The 18,739-nt window shown below is 66.1% G+C and carries 17 protein-coding genes and 1 tRNA gene; 12 read left to right on the top strand and 6 right to left on the bottom strand.

What is annotated here, in order from left to right; genetic code table 11:
- Nucleotides 1-70: 70 nt before the first annotated feature.
- From FG94_RS12510 to FG94_RS12490, 5 genes are read left to right on the top strand one after another with little or no spacing between them, the layout of a single operon-like run.
- Nucleotides 71-1,375, top strand: a complete 1,305-nt coding sequence (locus FG94_RS12510) for an MFS transporter (RefSeq protein WP_036212109.1) — start codon at nucleotides 71-73, stop codon at nucleotides 1,373-1,375.
- Between the two features lie 11 nt (nucleotides 1,376-1,386).
- Nucleotides 1,387-3,921, top strand: a complete 2,535-nt coding sequence (nirB, locus tag FG94_RS12505; protein WP_036211981.1) for a nitrite reductase large subunit NirB — start codon at nucleotides 1,387-1,389, stop codon at nucleotides 3,919-3,921.
- 21 nt (nucleotides 3,922-3,942) lie between these two features.
- Nucleotides 3,943-4,290, top strand: a complete 348-nt coding sequence (nirD, locus tag FG94_RS12500) for a nitrite reductase small subunit NirD (RefSeq protein ID WP_036211978.1) — start codon at nucleotides 3,943-3,945, stop codon at nucleotides 4,288-4,290.
- Nucleotides 4,275-5,498 (top strand): NAD(P)/FAD-dependent oxidoreductase, encoded by a 1,224-nt coding sequence (locus FG94_RS12495; protein ID WP_051996590.1) that lies wholly within the window; start codon nucleotides 4,275-4,277, stop codon nucleotides 5,496-5,498. The genes nirD and FG94_RS12495 overlap by 16 nt, the downstream gene beginning before the upstream one ends.
- On the top strand, nucleotides 5,498-8,206 hold the full coding sequence (locus FG94_RS12490) for a nitrate reductase (protein WP_051996587.1): 2,709 nt from the start codon (nucleotides 5,498-5,500) through the stop codon (nucleotides 8,204-8,206). Before FG94_RS12495 ends, FG94_RS12490 begins: the two co-directional genes overlap by 1 nt.
- Here FG94_RS12490 and FG94_RS12485 read toward each other — a convergent pair.
- The 3 genes from FG94_RS12485 to ispB form a co-directional block, all read right to left on the bottom strand.
- Nucleotides 8,166-8,612, bottom strand: a complete 447-nt coding sequence (locus tag FG94_RS12485; RefSeq protein WP_373964982.1) for a M20/M25/M40 family metallo-hydrolase — start codon at nucleotides 8,610-8,612, stop codon at nucleotides 8,166-8,168. The two genes, FG94_RS12490 and FG94_RS12485, sit on opposite strands and share 41 nt — an antisense overlap.
- Before the next feature lie 127 nt (nucleotides 8,613-8,739).
- A tRNA-Pro gene (locus FG94_RS12480) sits at nucleotides 8,740-8,816 on the bottom strand.
- Nucleotides 8,817-8,868: 52 nt separating this feature from the next.
- Nucleotides 8,869-9,855: an octaprenyl diphosphate synthase gene (gene ispB, locus FG94_RS12475; protein ID WP_036211972.1), complete on the bottom strand. Its 987-nt coding sequence runs from the start codon at nucleotides 9,853-9,855 to the stop codon at nucleotides 8,869-8,871.
- A gap of 280 nt (nucleotides 9,856-10,135) precedes the next feature.
- Here ispB and rplU point away from each other — a divergent pair, with 280 nt between their 5' ends.
- The 6 genes from rplU to FG94_RS12445 all read left to right on the top strand — a co-directional run bounded on the left by rplU (nucleotide 10,136) and on the right by FG94_RS12445 (nucleotide 15,256).
- The gene (gene rplU, locus FG94_RS12470) at nucleotides 10,136-10,447 is read left to right on the top strand and encodes a 50S ribosomal protein L21 (protein WP_027865917.1); all 312 of its coding nucleotides are present in this window, start codon (nucleotides 10,136-10,138) and stop codon (nucleotides 10,445-10,447) included.
- Nucleotides 10,448-10,489: 42 nt separating this feature from the next.
- Nucleotides 10,490-10,762, top strand: coding sequence for a 50S ribosomal protein L27 (gene rpmA / locus FG94_RS12465; RefSeq protein WP_005668438.1), 273 nt, complete (start codon nucleotides 10,490-10,492; stop codon nucleotides 10,760-10,762).
- Between the two features lie 106 nt (nucleotides 10,763-10,868).
- A complete protein-coding gene (cgtA, locus tag FG94_RS12460) occupies nucleotides 10,869-11,981 on the top strand; it encodes an Obg family GTPase CgtA (RefSeq protein ID WP_036211969.1) in 1,113 nt (370 codons plus the stop codon).
- Between the two features lie 11 nt (nucleotides 11,982-11,992).
- Nucleotides 11,993-12,391, top strand: a complete 399-nt coding sequence (locus FG94_RS12455; RefSeq protein WP_036211965.1) for a hypothetical protein — start codon at nucleotides 11,993-11,995, stop codon at nucleotides 12,389-12,391.
- A complete protein-coding gene (gene proB / locus FG94_RS12450; protein ID WP_036211963.1) occupies nucleotides 12,388-13,518 on the top strand; it encodes a glutamate 5-kinase in 1,131 nt (376 codons plus the stop codon). Before FG94_RS12455 ends, proB begins: the two co-directional genes overlap by 4 nt.
- Before the next feature lie 157 nt (nucleotides 13,519-13,675).
- Nucleotides 13,676-15,256, top strand: coding sequence for a methyl-accepting chemotaxis protein (locus tag FG94_RS12445; RefSeq protein WP_051996585.1), 1,581 nt, complete (start codon nucleotides 13,676-13,678; stop codon nucleotides 15,254-15,256).
- Nucleotides 15,257-15,297: 41 nt separating this feature from the next.
- On the opposite strand, the gene nth is transcribed toward FG94_RS12445, so the two are convergent.
- Nucleotides 15,298-15,990, bottom strand: a complete 693-nt coding sequence (gene nth / locus FG94_RS12440) for an endonuclease III (RefSeq protein WP_036211960.1) — start codon at nucleotides 15,988-15,990, stop codon at nucleotides 15,298-15,300.
- Between the two features lie 9 nt (nucleotides 15,991-15,999).
- On the bottom strand, nucleotides 16,000-16,692 hold the full coding sequence (rsxB, locus tag FG94_RS12435) for an electron transport complex subunit RsxB (protein WP_036211957.1): 693 nt from the start codon (nucleotides 16,690-16,692) through the stop codon (nucleotides 16,000-16,002).
- A 129-nt stretch (nucleotides 16,693-16,821) separates the two neighbouring features.
- On the opposite strand from rsxB, the gene FG94_RS12430 reads away from it, so the two are divergent.
- Nucleotides 16,822-17,154: an RcnB family protein gene (locus tag FG94_RS12430; RefSeq protein WP_036211954.1), complete on the top strand. Its 333-nt coding sequence runs from the start codon at nucleotides 16,822-16,824 to the stop codon at nucleotides 17,152-17,154.
- 197 nt (nucleotides 17,155-17,351) lie between these two features.
- Here FG94_RS12430 and FG94_RS12425 read toward each other — a convergent pair whose 3' ends face one another.
- The gene (locus tag FG94_RS12425; RefSeq protein ID WP_036211951.1) at nucleotides 17,352-18,587 is read right to left on the bottom strand and encodes a polyhydroxyalkanoate depolymerase; all 1,236 of its coding nucleotides are present in this window, start codon (nucleotides 18,585-18,587) and stop codon (nucleotides 17,352-17,354) included.
- Between the last annotated feature and the right edge of the window lie 152 nt (nucleotides 18,588-18,739).

Here is an 18,739-nt window from a genome sequence, read left to right as displayed (position 1 = left end):
GGCTCGCTGCCATCACGGCAGGAGCGCGGACGCCGTTTTGTTTTTCAAAGGAAGAAACATGGCCAATACATTGGACAACAAGGCAGACAGCATCAAGCTCTTCTCGTTCGACACGGCGCCGATGCGCGCCTTCCACCTGACCTGGGTGGCCTTCTTCATCTGCTTCTTTGCCTGGTTCGCCTGCGCGCCGCTCATGCCGGTGATCAAGGGCGAATTCGGGCTGTCGATGGAGCAGATCGCCAACATCAACATCGCGGCGGTCGCCATCACGATCTTCGTGCGCTTGCTGATCGGCCCCCTGTGCGACCGCTTCGGTCCGCGCAAGGCCTACACCGGCCTGCTGCTGCTCGGTTCGATCCCGGTGCTGGGCGTGGCCATGGCGCAGAGCTACGAAAGCTTCCTGCTGTTCCGCCTCGGGATCGGTGCGGTCGGCGCCAGCTTCGTCATCACCCAGTACCACACCTCGGTGATGTTCGGCCCCAAGGTGGTCGGCACCGCCAATGCGGCCGCGGCCGGCTGGGGCAACAGCGGCGGCGGCGCAGCCCAGGCCCTGATGCCGCTGCTGCTGGTCGCCGTCACCATGCTGGGCGTCTCGCAGGCCCTGAGCTGGCGCGTGGCGCTGGTGGTGCCGGGCCTGATGATGATCGCGATGGCTTTCTTCTACTGGCGCTATACCCAGGACTGCCCGGCCGGTAACTTCGACGACATGCGTGCGCGCGGCGAAGCGCTCCCCGGCGGCAAGGGCGGCTGGGCGAGCTTTCGCGACGCCTGCCGCAACCACCGCGCCTGGCTGTTGTTCGTCACCTACGGCGCCTGCTTCGGCATCGAGATTTTCATCCACAACATCGCCGCCGTGTACTACGTCGAACACTTCGGCCTGTCGCTGGGCGCGGCCGGGCTGGCGGCGGGCAGCTTCGGCCTGCTGGCCCTGTTCGCCCGTGCGCTGGGTGGCTGGCTGTCGGACCGCAGCGCCCGTGGCGGGAACCTGAACAGCCGCGTCACCGTGCTGTTCGTGCTGATGATCGGCGAGGGCCTGGGCCTGCTGTGGTTCGCTCAGGCCGATGGCGTGGTCTATGCCGTGATCGCCATGCTGTGCTTCGGCCTGTTCACCCACATGGCCTGCGGCGCCACCTATGCGCTGGTGCCCTTCGTGGCGCCCAAGGCGCTGGGCGGCGTGGCCGGCATCGTCGGCGCCGGCGGCAACGTCGGCGCGGTGGCGGCCGGCTTCCTCATGAAAGGCACGGGCGACATCGCCCAGACCCTGACCATCCTGAGCGTGCTGGTGCTGGCTTCGAGCCTGTGCGCCATCGCCGCCCGTTTCACCATGACCGCCAGCGAGGCCAGCCCGGCCGCGCCGGCAGTCACCGCAGCATAAGGAGTAGCGCAATGCATATCGTCGTCGTCGGCCACGGCATGGTGGGCCATAAATTCGTCGAAACCCTGGTTGCCAGCGGGGATCCGGACCTGCGCGTGACCATCCTCGGGGAAGAAGCGCGTCCCGCCTACGACCGGGTCCACCTGTCCGAATTCTTTGCCGGGAAAAGCGCAGAAGACCTGTCGCTGGTGGCGCCCGGTTTCTTCGACAACGCGCAGCTCACGCTGCGCCTCGGCGCCCGCGTGACCGGCATCGACCGCGACGCGCGCCAGGTGATGCTGGCCGAAGGCGAGCCGGTGGCCTACGACAAGCTGGTGCTGGCCACCGGTTCCACGCCCTTCGTGCCGCCGGTACCGGGAGCAAGCCGCAAGGACTGCTTCGTCTACCGCACCATCGACGACCTGGAAGCGATGAGCGAGTGCGGCGCACGCTCGCGCACCGGCGTGGTGGTGGGCGGCGGCCTGCTTGGCCTGGAATGCGCCAAGGCGCTGCGCGACCTCGGCCTGCAGACCCACGTGGTCGAGTTCGCGCCGCGCCTGATGGCGGTGCAGGTCGACGAGCCCGGTGCGCGCGTGCTGCGTAACAAGATCGAGGAACTGGGCGTGCAGGTGCACACCCAGAAGAACACCCTCGCCATCGTCGACGGCGAGGAGGGCACCCACCGCATGCAGTTCGCCGACGGCAGTCACCTGGATGCCGACATGATCGTGTTCTCGGCCGGTATCCGCCCGCGCGACGAACTGGCGCGATCGAGCGGCCTGGCGCTCGGCCAGCGCGGCGGCATCGTGATCGACGAGCGCTGCCTGACGTCCGATCCGCATGTCTATGCGATCGGCGAATGCGCTTGTTGGCGCGGCCAGCTGTTCGGCCTGGTGGCCCCGGGCTACGACATGGCGCGCACCGCGGCCAGGCAGATCCTCGGCCTGGAGTCCGGTTTCACGGGCGCCGACATGAGCACCAAGCTGAAACTGATGGGCGTCGACGTGGCCAGCATCGGCGACGCCCACGGCGCCACTGCCGGCAGCCGCAGCTATCAGTTCCTGGACGAGCGCAAGCAGGTGTACCGCAAGATCGTCACCTCCGAGTGCGGCAAGGTCCTGCTGGGCGCCGTGCTGGTCGGCGACGCCGCTTCTTACGGCGAACTGCTGCAGATGACGTTGAACGGGATCGCGCTGCCGGAATCACCCGAAGTCCTGATCCTGCCGGCGCTGGAAGGCGCGGCGCGCCCGGCCCTCGGTGTGGACGCGCTGCCGGCCGGTGCCCAGATCTGCTCCTGCAACGACGTCTCCAAGGGCACGCTGTGCGAGGCGGTGGCGGGCGGCGCCGGCACCATCGGCGCGCTCAAGAGCTGTACCAAAGCCGGCACCGCCTGCGGCGGCTGCGTGCCCCTGATGACCCAGGTGATGAATGCCGAGCTGTCGCGCCTGGGCGTGGAAGTGAAGGATCACCTGTGCGAGCACTTCGCCTGCTCGCGCCAGGAGCTCTACCACCTGGTGCGCGTGGAAGGTATCCGCAGCTTCGGCGAGCTGATTGCGCGCCACGGCAAGGGCCTCGGTTGCGACGTCTGCAAGCCGGTGGTGGCCAACATCCTGGCGTCCAGCTGGAACGACTTCGTGCTCAAGCCGGAGCACGCCAGCCTGCAGGATTCGAACGACTACTTCCTCGGCAACATCCAGAAGGACGGGACCTACTCGGTTGTGCCGCGCATGCCGGGCGGCGAGGTGACGGCCGATGGCCTGATCGCGGTGGGGCAGGTGGCCAAGAAGTATGGCCTGTACACCAAGATCACGGGCGGCCAGCGCGTCGACCTGTTCGGGGCGCGCGTGGAGCAGCTGCCGAACATCTGGGAAGAACTCATCGCCGCCGGCTTCGAGTCGGGCCACGCCTACGGCAAGTCGCTGCGCACCGTGAAATCCTGCGTCGGCTCGACCTGGTGCCGCTACGGCGTGGGCGACAGCCTGGCCTTCGCCATCGCGCTCGAGAACCGTTACAAGGGCCTGCGCGCGCCGCACAAGATCAAGTTCGGCGTTTCCGGCTGCACCCGCGAGTGCGCCGAAGCCCAGGGCAAGGACGTCGGCCTGATCGCCACCGAGAAGGGCTGGAACCTCTATGTCTGCGGCAACGGCGGCATGAAGCCGCGCCATGCGGAGCTGATCGCATCAGGTATCGACGACGAGACGGTGGTAAAGCTGGTCGACCGCTTCCTGATGTTCTACGTGCGCACCGCCGGCCGCCTGCAGCGCACTAGCGTGTGGCGCGAGAACCTCGAAGGCGGGCTGGATTACCTGAAAGCGGTGGTGGTCGACGACAAGCTGGGCATCGGCGCCGAGCTGGAAGCGCAGATGCAGCACGTGGTCGACACCTATGCCGACGAATGGAAGGAAGCCGTCACCAATCCGGAAGTGCGCCGCCGCTTCCGCCACTTCGTCAACAGCGAGGCGGCAGACAGCAACGTCGTGTTCGTGCCGGAGCGCGGCCAGATCCGCCCGGCCAATCCCGAGGAACGGCGCGGCCGCGTCATCCCGATTGCCGCCAGCGCGGCCTGACCCCGATTGAGGAGATAAGACATGCACCGAGACCTGCAACTTCAGAACTGGACCGCCGTCTGTGCCCTCGACGAGATCGTGCCGGACACCGGCGTCTGCGCACTGCTGGACGGCCGCCAGGTGGCCGTGTTCCGCGTCGGTGCCGAAGAGCCACGCGTGTTCGCCATCGATAACTTCGACCCGAATGCGCAGGCCGCCGTGCTGTCGCGCGGACTGGTCGGCAGCATCGGCGAACGCGTCGTGGTCGCTTCGCCCATCTACAAGCAGCATTTCGACCTCCACAGCGGCGAATGCCTGGAAGCGCCCGAGCACTCGGTCGCCAGCTACCCGGCCCGCGTGGAAGGAGGCAAGGTATGGATCGCACCGTGAAACCGAAGCTGGTCGTGGTCGGCAACGGCATGGCCGGCATGCGCACCGTCGAGGAATTGCTCAAGCTCGACGCGGATATGTACGACATCACCGTGTTCGGCGCCGAGCCGCGCGTGAACTACAACCGCATCATGCTCTCGCCGGTGCTGGCGGGCGAGAAGAAGCTTGATGACATCATCCTGCATAGCCGCGCGTGGTATGCCGAGAACGGCATCGTGCTGCATGCGGGCGACCCGGTGGTGGCGATCGACCGTGCGCGCCGCATCGTGCGCGCCCGCTCCGGCCTGGAAACGGCCTACGACCGCCTGCTGCTGGCCACCGGCTCCAGCCCCTTCATCGTGCCGGTGCCGGGCGCCCAGCTCGGCGGCGTGGTGGGTTTCCGCGATCTCGACGATGTCGACCTGATGCTGGCCGCGGCACGGCGCGGCGGCAGTGCCGTAGTGATCGGCGGCGGTCTGCTCGGCCTGGAGGCGGCCAACGGGCTGCTGCGCCAGGGGATGAACGTGACCGTCGTGCACTTGACGAGCAGCCTGATGAACCAGCAGCTCGATCCGGCCGCGGCCCTGCTCCTGAAAAGCGCGCTGGAACGGCGCGGCCTGCGTATCCTGCTCGGCGCGCAGACCGCGGCGATCCTGGGTGATGGCAAGGTGGAAGCGGTGCGCTTCGCCGATGGTAGCGAGGTGCCCGCCGACCTGGTGGTGATGGCCGCCGGCGTGCGCCCCAACGTGGCGCTGGCAGTTGATGCCGGCCTGCACGTCGAGCGTGCGATCGTGGTCGACGACACCCTGCAGACCTACGACCCGCGCGTGTATGCGGTGGGCGAATGCGTCCAGCACCGCAAGGCCACCTTCGGCCTGGTGGCGCCGATCTGGGACCAGGCGCGCGTCTGCGCCGCCCACCTGGCCGGGCTCGGCCACCGCCGCTACGTGCAGCAGGCCACCGCCACCAAGCTGAAGGTCACCGGCATCGACCTGTACTCGGCCGGCGACTTCAGTGGCCTGGAGGGCAGCGAAGACCTGGTGCTGCGCGATCGCCACGCCGGCGTGTACAAGCGCCTGGTGCTGATGGGGGGGCGTGTGACCGGCGCGGTGCTGTACGGCGACGTGGCGGACGGCCCCTGGTACTTCGACCTGATCCAGCGCGGCACCGACGTTTCAGGCATCCGCGACCGGCTGTTGTTCGGCCCGACTCTATGCGAGGCTGCCTGATGGGTGTTCCGATGATCCCGATCGCGGCGGCAGTCCGCACCACCTGTCCCTACTGCGGCGTCGGCTGCGGCATCAAGGCGACGCCGATGGCGGACGGCGCCCTGATCGAGGGCGACCCGGAGCACATTGCGAACCGCGGCCGCCTGTGCGTCAAGGGTGCGGCGCTGGGCGAGACGCTCGGCCTGGACGGGCGCCTGCTGGCGCCAGCCATCCGCGAGGACGGCAAGCTGCGCCAGGCCGGCTGGAACGAGGCAATCGACAAGGTCGCCTCCACGTTCGGATCGATCATCGCCGAGCACGGCCCTGACGCGGTGGCGATGTACATCTCCGGCCAGCTGCTGACCGAGGACTACTACGTCGCCAACAAGTTCATGAAGGGCTTCGTGGGCAGCGCCAACATCGACACCAATTCGCGCCTGTGCATGTCGTCCAGCGTGGCCGGGCACAAGCGCGCCTTCGGCGAAGACCTGGTGCCCGGCTGCTACGAGGACTTCGAACTGGCCGACCTGCTCGTGCTGGTCGGCTCCAACACGGCCTGGTGCCACCCGACGCTGTTCCAGCGCATCGCCAAGGCCAAGGAAGCGCGTCCCGGCTTGCGCATCGCCGCGATCGATCCGCGCCGCACCGCGACCTGCGAGCTGGCCGACCTGCACCTGCCGGTCAAGGCGGGCACCGACGTCTGGCTGTTCAACGGCCTGCTCAGCTACCTGGCGCGGACCGGCGCGGCCGACGAGGCCTTCGTGGCCGCGCATACGGCCGGCCTCGAGGCCGCCCTTGGCCTAGCCGATGCCTGCGCCGACATCGACCTGGTAGCACGCACCTGCGGCATCGATCCGCGCCAACTGGTCGAGTTCTACGAGCTGTTTGCCGCAACCGACAAGGTCGTCACCGCCTTCTCGCAGGGCGTCAACCAGTCCTCCAGCGGCACGGACAAGGTCAACAGCATCATCAACTGCCACCTGCTCACCGGCCGGATCGGCAAGCCGGGCATGGGGCCGTTCTCGCTGACCGGCCAGCCGAACGCCATGGGCGGTCGCGAAGTGGGCGGCCTGGCCAACATGCTGGCCAGCCACCTGGAGCTCGAGCAGCCGGCCCACCGCGAGGCGGTGCGCAGCTTCTGGGATGCCCCGCGCATCGCCGACAAGCCGGGCCTGAAGGCGGTGGACCTGTTCCGCGCCATCGAAGCGGGCAAGGTGAAGGCCGTGTGGATCATGGCGACCAACCCGGTGGTCAGCCTGCCGGACGCCGACCAGGTCCGGCGCGCCCTGGAGCGCTGCGAGCTGGTGGTGGTCTCGGACATGAGTCCGGATACCGATACCGCCGCGCTGGGACATGTGCTGCTGCCCGCGCTGGGCTGGGGCGAGAAGGATGGCACCGTCACCAATTCCGAACGCTGCATCTCGCGCCAGCGCGGCTTCCTCCCGAGGCCGGGAGAAGCGCGCAGCGACTGGCAGGCGATCTGCCAGGTGGCCCGGCGCATGGGTTTCCGCGGCTTCGATTACGCGCACGTGCACGAGATCTTCGACGAGCATGCCCGGCTCTCTGGCTGGCGCAACGGGGCAGGGGAGCTGCCGCGCGCCTTCCGCATCGACGGCCTGGCCGGCATGGACCGCGCCGCCTACGACGCGCTGGAGCCCTTGCAATGGCCCGTCCTGCGCAGCGGCGAGGGAACGACGCGCCTGTTCGCCGACGGCCGCTTTGCCCATCCTGACGGCAGGGCGCGGTTCGTGGCGAGCGCGCCGCGCCTGCCGGCCAATGCGCCGGGCGGCGAGTTCCCGCTGGCCCTGAACACCGGCCGCCTGCGCGACCAGTGGCACACCATGACCCGGACCGGCAAGTCGCCGCGCCTGGCCGCTCACGCACCCGAACCTTTCGTGGACCTGCATCCGCACGACGCCCTGCTAAGTGGCGTGCGCGAAGGCGAGCTGGCGCGCGTCACCAGCCGCTGGGGCGCGATGGTGGCGCGGGTGGCGCACAGCGGCGGCATCGCGCGCGGCGCCGCCTTCATCCCGATCCACTGGAACGGCCAGACCGCCTCGGATGCGCGGGTCGGCGCCGTGGTCAATCCGGACGTCGACCCGGTGTCGGGCGAGCCCGAATTCAAGCATACGCCGGTCCGGGTCGAGCCTTTCGGGGTGGCCTGGCATGGCTTCATCCTGTGCCGCGAGGAGTTGGACCTGGGGCGCGTCGCCAACTGGACGCGCGTGCGCGGCGCCGGCTTCGTGCGCTACGAACTGGGCGGCCGCGAAGCGGTCTCCCCACGCTGGGCACGCGCGCTGCTCGGGGCGGGCGAGGACGCGGACTGGATCGAATACGAGGACAAGGCCGAGGGCATGCTGCGCTGCGCCTTGCTGGTCGACGGGCGCTTGCAAGCCTGCCTGTTCGTGTCGCGCCGCCCGGACCTGCCGGCCCGCACCTGGCTGGGCGGCCTGTTCGCCCAGGACTTGCTGTCGGCAAAGGAACGGGCCACGCTGCTCGCGGGCCGTCTGCCTGCGCAGGGCGCCGATCCGGGCCCGACCGTCTGTTCGTGCTTCGGCGTGGGCCGCAACACGATCTGCAAGGCGATCGAGGAACACGGCTTGCGCGATGCCGCGGGCGTGACCGCCTGCCTGCGCGCCGGCGGCAATTGCGGTTCCTGCCTGCCGGAGATTCGGCAACTGCTCGGCTTTACTTCGCCGCCACCTGGGCGCCGCTCGTCAGGTAGTTGAGCGCCATCATGGACATGGCCCGTACCCCGACGACCAGGGCCTTTTCGTCGACGAAGAACTTGGGATTGTGGTTCGGCGCCGCCTTGGCCGGATCTTGCCCATCGGGCGTAATGCCCAGGAAGACATACAGTCCCGGCACCTGTTCGGAGAAGAAGGAAAAGTCTTCGGAAGCGCCTGACAGCAGCGCCTGCGAGACCTTGCCGTCGGCGGCGCGCTCCAGCACCGGCCGCATGCTGTCGGCCAGGGCTTTTTGGTTCTCCACCGCATCGTACATCGGGACGATCGTGACCTTCGCTTCCGCGCCGGTACTCGCGGCGATGTTCTGTGCGCTGGTCTTGATGTGCATGGTGAGCCCCTGTGGACGTAGCCGGAACACTCCTGCGCATGTCGCCGAGGCGCGATGCATCTTGTCCCTGGCATGCGATAGCACGAATATAAACGATGTCGTATGCAGGGCGCATGGATTTCGAGCGGTGCGCGCCCATGAAAAAAGCCAGATCCGCTGACGCTGGATCTGGCTTTTTCGAATTCGGTGGTCGGGGTGAGAGGATTCGAACCTCCGGCCTCTACGTCCCGAACGTAGCGCTCTACCGGGCTAAGCTACACCCCGACTGTTTGAGACTTCGTTACCGAAATCTCGGGAAGGCATTACTATATTCGGCTCAATGGTTCCTGTCAACAGCGAAACTGCAGAGCTGCTGCAGACTCGCCTTGTAGACGCTTTCCGGGAGGCCGGAAATCGCCTCGGCCGCGCGGCGCGCAGCCTGTTCCGCCTGCTGGCGGGTGTAGTTCAGTGCGCCGCTCGAGGTCACCGCCGCCAGCACCGCTTCGAACTGTTCTTCGTCGCCATGCTCGATGCAGCTGCGCACCAGCTGGCGCTGTTCCGGCGTACCGTTTTCCATCAGCCAGATCAGCGGCAGGGTGGGCTTGCCTTCGCGCAGGTCGTCGCCCAGGTTCTTGCCGATCTCGGCGGCGTCGCCGGCGTAGTCCAGCACGTCGTCGATCAGCTGGAAGGCCGTGCCCAGCGAACGGCCGTATTCGCCGGCCGCGGCGATCTGCTCGTCATCGGCGCCGCCGACCAGGGCGCCCAGCTCGGCGGCCGCCTCGAACAGCTTGGCGGTCTTGGAGCGGATCACCTTCAGGTAGCTTTCATGCGTCACGTCCGGATCGTGCATGTTCAGCAGCTGCAGCACTTCGCCTTCGGCGATCACGGTGGTGGCGCGCGACAGGATGCTCATCACGCGCATGTTGTCGAGGCTGGTCATCATCTCGAAGGAGCGCGAGTACAGGTAGTCGCCCACCAGCACCGAGGCGGCGTTGCCGAACAGGGCGTTGGCCGTCTGGCGCCCGCGGCGCATCGAGGATTCGTCGACCACGTCGTCGTGCAGCAGGGTCGCGGTGTGGATGAATTCGACCACCGCCGCCAGCTCGTGGTGGGCCGTGCCCTTGTAGCCGTAGGCATTGGCCAGCAGCAGTACCAGTACCGGCCGGATTCGCTTGCCGCCCGCGCTGATGATGTACTCGGCGATCTGGTTCACCAGGCTCACTTCCGACTGCAGTCGCTGTCGGATCACCGCGTTCACGGCCTCCATGTCGGTGGCGATCGATTGGGCGATGGTGTTCTGGGCGTGTTGGGTAGCAGCTGACAAGGCGAACCTGCAATAAACGGTGAGTATTTGGTTAAGTGCCGAGATTATACGTCATGCAAGGGAAGGGCGTCCCACGGATGGCTTATCACTCTCAAGCACGAGCGAAAGTCCGGCTGAAACTTGGCATTGTGCTACGACAGCAACACCATCCGGAGCGAATCGTCAAGGCCTTTTGACGCGCTGCAGCGATTTATGTATAATCCCCTGTTCCCCGGCTTCCGAACAGTCCAGCGTCTCGACGCCGGTGGGATTCTTTTAAACATTTGATGAGGTTTCAATCATGTACGCGGTCATAAAAACCGGTGGCAAGCAATACAAAGTTGTCGCTGGCGAAAAACTCAAAGTAGAACAGATACCTGCTGACATTGGTTCCGAACTCACCATCGATCAAGTTCTCGCGCTCGGCGCGGGCGACAGCATCAAGTTTGGTGCTCCGCTGGTCGAAGGTGCCTCGGTCCTGGTGAAAGTTGTTTCCCACGGTCGCCACGACAAGGTCCGCATCTTCAAGATGCGCCGTCGTAAGCACTACCAGAAGCGTCAGGGCCATCGCCAGAACTTCACCGAAATCCAGGTGGTGTCGATCAACGGCTAATCCCGTTCGATCCACCAAGTTCATTCATCAAGGAGCAAATAAATGGCACACAAAAAAGGTGGCGGTACTACCCGCAACGGCCGTGACTCAGAAAGCAAACGCCTTGGCGTGAAAGTCTACGGCGGCCAGGCGATCAACGCCGGCGGCATCATCATCCGTCAACGCGGCACCCCGGTGCGCGCTGGCGCCAACGTCGGCACCGGCAAGGATCACACCCTGTTCGCGCTGGTCGACGGTACCGTCAAGTTCGTCAAGCAAGGCGTGGGCTCGAAGCAGTTCGTGACCGTCGTTGCCAACGAAGCAGTTGCTGCTTAAGTAGTTACTCGCGCCGCTCGACGCGGCGCTTCTTTGCAAGGCGCAAGCCTTCCATCGAAAGGCTCTGCCCACGGTAGGGCCTTTTTAGTTTTTATCGGTCATCATCATGAAGTTTATCGACGAAGCAAGAATTGAAGTCATCGCCGGCGACGGCGGCAACGGGTGCGCCTCGTTCCGCCGCGAGAAGTTCCGCCCATTCGGCGGCCCGGACGGCGGCGACGGCGGCAAGGGCGGCTCGATCTACGTGGTGGCCGACCGTAACATCAACACCCTGGTGGACTTCCGCTATTCGAAGACCCATCACGCCCGCAACGGCGAACCGGGCCGCGGCTCGGACTGCTACGGCAAGGGCGCCGAAGACGTCTACATGCGCATGCCGGTCGGCACCCTGATCGTGGACGACGTCAACGGCGAGATCGTTGCCGACCTGACCGAGCACGGCCAGACCGAACTGCTGGCCAAGGGCGGCGAGGGCGGCTGGGGCAACATCCACTTCAAGACCTCGACCAACCGCGCCCCGCGCCAGAAGACCGAAGGCAAGGCCGGCGAGCGCCGCACCGTGCGCCTGGAGCTGAAGGTGCTGGCCGACGTGGGCCTGCTGGGCATGCCGAACGCCGGCAAGTCTACTTTTATTACCGCCGTGTCGAACGCCAAGCCGAAGATCGCCGACTACCCGTTCACCACCCTGCACCCGAACCTGGGCGTGGTACGCGTGTCGCACGAGAAGAGCTTCGTCATCGCCGACATCCCCGGCCTGATCGAAGGCGCGGCCGAAGGCGCGGGCCTGGGCCACCAGTTCCTGCGCCACCTGGCGCGTACCGGCCTGCTGCTGCACATCGTCGACCTGTCGGGCTTCGACGAGAAAGTCGATCCGGTCAAGGAAGCCAAGGCCCTGGTCAAGGAGCTGGAAAAGTACGACGAAGAGCTGCTGAACAAGCCGCGCTGGCTGGTTCTGAACAAGCTCGACGTGGTCGATGAAGCCGAGCGCAAGAAGCGCGTCAAGGACTTCGTCAAGCGCATGGCCTGGAAAGGGCCGGTGTTCGAGATCTCGGCACTGAATCGCGAAGGCTGCCAGGAACTGGTCAATGCGATCTACCTGCACCTGGAAGAAAAGCGCACCAGCGATCAACGCGCCGAAGAAACCACCATGACCGAGGAAGCGCGCGGCATCAACTCGATCGACCCGGACGATCCGCGTTTCAAGATTCTCGAGGATTAAGAGACGCTAAGTTGGCCGCGTCGTCCGTCACTCGCAGCCAGCTGCTGCAGCTCGTCGCCACCGCCAGTTCGCTGGCGGCGCTGGCGGCCATGCTCGATCCCGACCGTATCGCGTCGGCGATGGGCATCTTTCTCGTCGGCGTGAACGGCTACAGCCAGTTCTACGCCATCTACGTGGGCATGCGCCTCGCTACCGCGATGCTGGCGCTGCTGGCATCGAGGCAGGGCGACCAGCCCCTCCTCGTCGACCTCACCGCATTGTTCCTCCTGGCCCAGCCGGCCGGGCGTCTCGTCGCCGCTTTCGCGATCGGGCTGCCGAAGGGGGTATTATTAGCAGTCTGCGCGGTCGAGTTGTTGGCAGGACTTTCCCTGCTGGCCTTACGGCCGCGAGGAAAATTCCTGTCACCATGACCTCAGCTTACCACTCAGCCCTCCAGCAAGCCTCCCGCATCATCGTCAAGGTCGGTTCCTCGCTCGTCACGGACGAGGGCAGGGGCCTCGACCACACCGCCATCGCCCGCTGGGCGGCCCAGATCGCCGCGCTGCGTGCCCTCGGCAAGGAAGTCGTGCTCGTGTCCTCGGGCGCGATCGCCGAAGGCATGCTGCGCCTCGGTTTTACCTCACGCCCGACCGATATCCACGAACTGCAGGCCTGCGCCGCCGTGGGCCAGATGGGCCTGGCGCAGATCTACGAAACCAGCTTCCACACCCACGGCGTCAAGACCGCCCAGGTGCTGCTCACCCACGCCGACCTGGCCGACCGCGAACGCTACCTGAACGCGCGCTCGACGCTCACCACCCTGCTGCGCCTGGGCGTGGTCCCGATCATCAACGAGAACGATACGGTCGTCACCGACGAAATCAAGTTCGGCGACAACGACACCCTGGGCGCGCTGGTGGCCAACCTGATCGAGGCCGACGCGCTGGTGATCCTGACCGACCAGCGCGGCCTGTTCTCCGCCGATCCGCGCAAGGACCCGGACGCGCGCCTGATCGGCGAAGCGCAGGCGGGCGACCCGCAACTGGAAGCCATGGCCGGCGGGGCCGGCTCGAGCATCGGGCGCGGCGGCATGCTGACCAAGGTGCTGGCCGCCAGGCGGGCGGCGCGCTCGGGCGCCCACACCATCATCGCCTGGGGTCGCGAGGAAGACGTGCTGGTGCGCCTGGCCGGCGGCGAGATGATCGGCACCCAGCTCACCGCGCCGACCGGCCGCCTGACCGCACGGCGCCAGTGGATGATCGACCACCTGCACACCACCGGCGAAGTCGTGATCGATGCCGGCGCCGCGCAGAAGCTGACCCGGGAAGGCAAGTCGCTGCTGCCGATCGGCGTGGTCGCGGTGCGCGGCGAATTCGGGCGCGGCCAGGTGATCACCTGCATCGACGAAGCGGGCAAGCCCCTGGCGCGCGGGTTGACCAACTACACCAGCAGCGAAGTGCGGCGCATCATGCGCCATTCGTCGGCCGAGATTGAACGCATCCTGGGCTATGTCGAGGGGCCTGAATTGGTGCATCGGGACAATCTCGTCCTGCTTTGATGCAAGCTTGCACCGCGCTGGTGCGCGCGTTGCTGTCAAACTACACATCAGGCGGGTCAAAGAACGGACAGTCGATCGCGGTTTTGCCTGGTAGTTACAAACTACGTAAACTACCGGGCATTCGCAGGTTGTCACCCTGCTCACCCGAGAGCTGTCCATGAAACTCAGTCGTAAACTCCCCCTCGGCTTTGCCGCCGTCACCATGGTCGTCGCCTGCGCCGGCTTCTTCGGCATGAGCCAGCTGAATCATGCGCTGGATACCTATCGGGCCGCGGTGCTGCAATCTACCCAGGCGGAGCGCGTGGAGAGCCTGCTCTCGCATTTCCGCCTGCAGACCCAGGAATGGAAGAACACCTTATTACGCGGCAAGGACGAAGAACAGCGCGCCAGGTACTGGAAGGCCTTCCAGAAGAGTGAAGCCGAGCTCGCCAAGGCAGTGCAAGCGCTGAGCGCCGCCATGCCGGACGGGGAAGTGCGCGCGCTGCTGGGGCAGTTCGGCCAGGCGCATGCAAAGATGGGCGAGGGCTACCGCCGCGGCTTCGCCGACTTCAGCGCTGCCGATTTCGACGCGGCAGCGGGCGACAAGGCCGTCAAGGGCATGGACCGGGCGCCGGCCGAACTCCTGGTCAAGGCGCAGGAAGCGATGAGCAAACTTACCGTCGCCACCGCACTGGAGGCAGAAGCGGTCGGCACGCGCGCGACGCTGGTCGGCTATTCCCTGATGCTGCTGGGCGCGGTCGCCGCGGTCGTGGCCGGCGTCTTCATTTCGCGTTCGATCACGCGTCCGCTCGGCGCAGCGGTCGAGGCGGCGCAGAGCGTCGCCTCGGGCGACCTGCGCACCACGATCGCGGTACGCACCGACGACGAAACCGGCCAGCTGCTACAGGCCCTGAACCACATGACCGGCAGCCTGCAGGCCATCGTGGCGCAGGTGCGCAGTGGCACCGAGACCATCGCCGTCGCTTCCGACCAGATCGCACGCGGCAATCTCGACCTGTCGAGCCGCACCGAGCAGCAGGCCGGCGCGATCGAGGAAACCGCCTCGTCGATGGAAGAAATCACCTCGACCGTCCAGCAGAACGCCGACAACGCGCGTCAGGCCAACCAACTCGCCGTCTCGGCCTGCGAAGTCGCCGCGAGGGGCGGCCAGATGGTGGAGCAGGTGGTCGGCACCATGGCCACGATCAGCGAGTCCTCACGCAAGATCGTCGAGATCATCAGCGTCATCGACGGCATCGCTTTCCAGACCAATATCCTGGCGCTGAACGCGGCGGTGGAAGCGGCGCGCGCCGGCGAGCAGGGCCGCGGTTTCGCGGTGGTCGCGGGCGAGGTGCGCAACCTGGCACAGCGCTCGGCGATGGCGGCCAAGGAAATCAAGGAACTGATCAACGATTCGGTGGCGCGCGTCGATGCCGGCAACCGCCTCGCGGGCGAGACCGGCGCCACCATGATTGATGTCGTCACCAGCGTGCGCCGCGTGATGGACATCATCGCCGAGATCAGCACCGCCAGCGCGGAGCAGGGCGCCGGCATCGCCCAGGTCAACGTCGCCATCGGCGAGATGGATACGGTGACGCAGCAGAACGCGGCGCTGGTGGAAGAGGCCGCGGCGGCTGCGCAGGAGCTGCACGACCAGTCGCAGGCGCTGAACGAGCTGGTTGCGGTGTTCAAGGTAGAGGATACGCGGCAGGTACGCAAGGCGCTCCCTGGCCGCTCGCCTGCAAGGCTGATCGCTTGAAGCCAAGATAACAGACCACGAACTGGGGAAAAACGGCTCGGCTAGCCAAGTTCGGCGGCCTGGCTGGCCAGGTCGGCCGCCGGATCCATCACCCCGGCGGGCGCCGGCGTCTTGTCCTTGAACTCGCACAGGTCATTGATCAGGCAGTTCCAGCACTTGGGCTTACGCGCCACGCAGGTGTAGCGGCCGTGCAGGATCAGCCAGTGGTGGGCGTCAATCAGGAAGTCCTTGGGCACGAACTTGAGCAGCTTCTGTTCGACGATGTCGACGTTCTTGCCCGGTGCGATCCTGGTACGGTTCGACACCCGGAAGATGTGGGTGTCGACCGCCATGGTCGGCTCGCCGAAGGCGGTATTGAGCACCACGTTGGCGGTCTTGCGGCCCACGCCGGGCAGGGCTTCCAGCGCCTCGCGCGCGCGCGGCACCTCGCCGCCATGCTGCTCCACCAGGATCCGGCAGGTCGCCATGACATTCGCGGCCTTGGTGTTGTACAGGCCGATGGTGGAGATATACGACTTGAGTTCGTCCAGGCCCAGGTCGAGGATGGCCTGCGGGGTGTTGGCCACCGGGTAGAGGCGGCGCGTGGCCTTGTTGACGCCGACGTCGGTCGACTGCGCCGACAGCAGTACCGCGATCAGGAGCTCGAAGGGGGTAGTGAATTCGAGCTCGGTGGTCGGCTTGGGGTTGGCTGCGCGGAAGCGCGTGAATATTTCTAATCTTTTCGCGGGATTCATCGGTTTTGCTTACTTTTGTTCCGGTGGCGCATCGGGCACATTCGCGGCTGCCTTCTGGCGCGCGCGTTCCATCGCGGCCGCGATGATGGCGCGCTTGCGTTCCTTTTCCGCCAGTTCTTCCGGCGTATTGGTCACCTCCGCCGTCAGCGCGCGCATTTTTTCCAGGGCCTTGGCGGCCAGGCGCGCATCGTTTTCTTCCTTCTCGCGGCGCAGGCGCTCGCTGCGGAAGTCGTGGCGGGCGCGGGCCGCATCGGCGGCTTCCTGCGACCAGGCGTCCCAGCCGGTGCGCTCCCCGGTCACCGGGACCATCGAAATGCAGTCGACCGGGCAGGGCGCCACGCACAGGTCGCAGCCGGTGCACAGGCTCGGCAGGATGGTGTGCATCTGCTTGGCCGCACCCATGATGGCGTCGACCGGGCAGGCCTGGATGCACAAGGTGCAGCCGATGCAGAGCGATTCGTCGATGAAGGCAACCGGGCGCGGGCGCTCGATGCCGTTGGCGGGATTGATCGGGATGACCGGGCGGCCCGTGACGCTGGAGAGGCGCCGGACGCCCTCGATGCCGCCGGGCGGGCACTGGTTGATCTCGGCTTCGCCGCGCGCGATCGCTTCCGCATACGGACGGCATGCGGGATAGCCGCACTTGGTGCATTGCGTCTGCGGCAAAGCGTCTTCGATCAGGTCGGCGAGGGTCTTGGTCACGGCGCGAAGGTGAGGCGTTCAAAGCCGACATTATCCGCCAAAATCGGAGGGGGTGCTCCGTGCTGGAGCGAACAGACTGCCGGGTTCGTGCATGATGTACTGGAGCCTCGACGCTGAAGAGGAGCTCACATGAACAAACTCATCGTACCGGCGCTCGTCGCCGCGGTGCTGGCCGGTGGCGCCGCGGCCCAGGCGCACCAGCGCGGCGAACAGGAAGCGCGCGCGCAAGCGAAGCAGGCCGCCAGGCCGGGGCCTTGGCGCAGCGTGGAGGCCAGCGGCCAGCTCAAGCGCGGCGAGCAGCTGCCGCCACGCTACCGGACGCATCATTTCGTGGTGGAGAACTGGAAGGCGCACCGCCTCACCGAGCCGCCGCCGGGGCACCAGTGGGTGCAGGCGGGGAATGATTATGCGCTGGTGGCGATCGCCACCGGGGTGGTGCAGGAGGTGCTGGTAGGGCGGTGAACGCAGGCGCTATCGCTATTATCCGAAAATTGGGTTCCCGCCTTCGCGGGAACGACGGGTTAAGGGATGCGGCCAAGAGTCATCGCTATTAATACCCCGAACTTTGAAACCGTCATTCCCGCGCAGGCGGGAATCCAAGTTCGCACTGTAGTCGATAGCCAAAACAACATGCCGGAGCAAGCTCCGGCATTTTCACATCAGGCATGCGCCCGAATGAATTCCCCGATCTTCGGGCAGATGATCTCGCGCCAGCGGCGGCCCGAGAAGATGCCGTAGTGGCCGCACTTGGGCGCCACGAACTCCTGGTGCATGTCCTTCGGGATGCCGGTGCACAGGTCGTGCGCCGCGCGGGTCTGGCCCAGGCCCGAGATGTCGTCCAGCTCGCCCTCGACGGTGAACAGGGCCACCGTCTTGATGTCCTGCGGGCGCACCAGCTGGCCGCCGACTTCCCAGGTGCCCTTCGGCAGGCGGTGTTCCTGGAACACGGTCTTGATGGTCTCGAGGTAGTACTCGGCCGGCATGTCGAGCACGGCATTGTACTCGTCGTAGAACTGGCGGTGCGCCTCGGCCGAGTCGTCGTCGCCGCGCACCAGGTGCTGGTAGAACTCGCGGTGGCTCTGGGCGTGGCGGCCCGGGTTCATCGCGATGAAGCCGGCGTGCTGCAGGAAGCCCGGATAGACCTTGCGGCCGAAGCCCGGGTAGTTGCCCGGCACCGAGTAGATCACGGTGTTCTCGAACCAGGAGAAGGGCTTCTCCACCGCCAGGTCGTTGACCGCGGTCGGCGACTTGCGCGGGTCGATCGGGCCGCCCATCATGGTCATGGTCTTGGGCAGCTTCGGGTCCTTGTTGGTGGCCATCAGCGAGATCGCGGCCAGCACCGGCACGGTCGGCTGGCACACCGAGATCACGTGCACGTTCGGGCCGAGGTGGCGGATGAAGTCCTGGACGTAGTAGATGTAGTCGTCGAGGTGGAAGGGACCGCTCGACAAGGGCACCATGCGCGCGTCGATCCAGTCGGTGATGTAGACGTCATGCTCGACCAGCAGGGCGCGCACGGTGTCGCGCAGCAGGGTGGCGTGGTGACCCGACAGGGGCGCGACGACCAGCACGGTGGGCTGCTCCAGCGCGGCGAATTCCTTGTCGCTCAGGTCTTTCTTGAAATGGATGAGCTTGCAGAACGGCTTCTCGACCACGGTGCGCTCGATGATGCCGACGTCGGCACCCTTGATGGGTACGGTCTTGATGCCGAATGCCGGCTTTTCGTAATCCTTCCCGAGGCGGTACATCAGCTCGTAGCCGGCGGCGATACGCTGCGAGAACGGGGTGTGCGCGAAGGGGGAAACGGGGTTCGAGAACAGTTTGGAGGACGCATCTGCCCACTGCATCAGCGGGGTCAGGAAGGAGCGTTGCATCTCGTGCAGTTGGTAAAGCATAAATAATTCCTTCGGATGGACTAGGCGTCGCAATCGTTTGCGCATGCTCTCGGTCAATTATAGGGGATAGTGATTTACTTGTGGAAACAGTCGTTTTCACATCCCTTGTGCATAGTCCAGTTGTAGCATATTTGCGCAATACTACTCGGTGA

It is taken from the genome of Massilia sp. LC238 (assembly GCF_000735635.1).
GTDB classification, from domain to species: domain Bacteria; phylum Pseudomonadota; class Gammaproteobacteria; order Burkholderiales; family Burkholderiaceae_D; genus Telluria; species Telluria varians.
The sequence above is the reverse complement of the archived record's forward strand: the minus strand, read 5'-3'. Positions and strand labels throughout refer to the sequence as shown.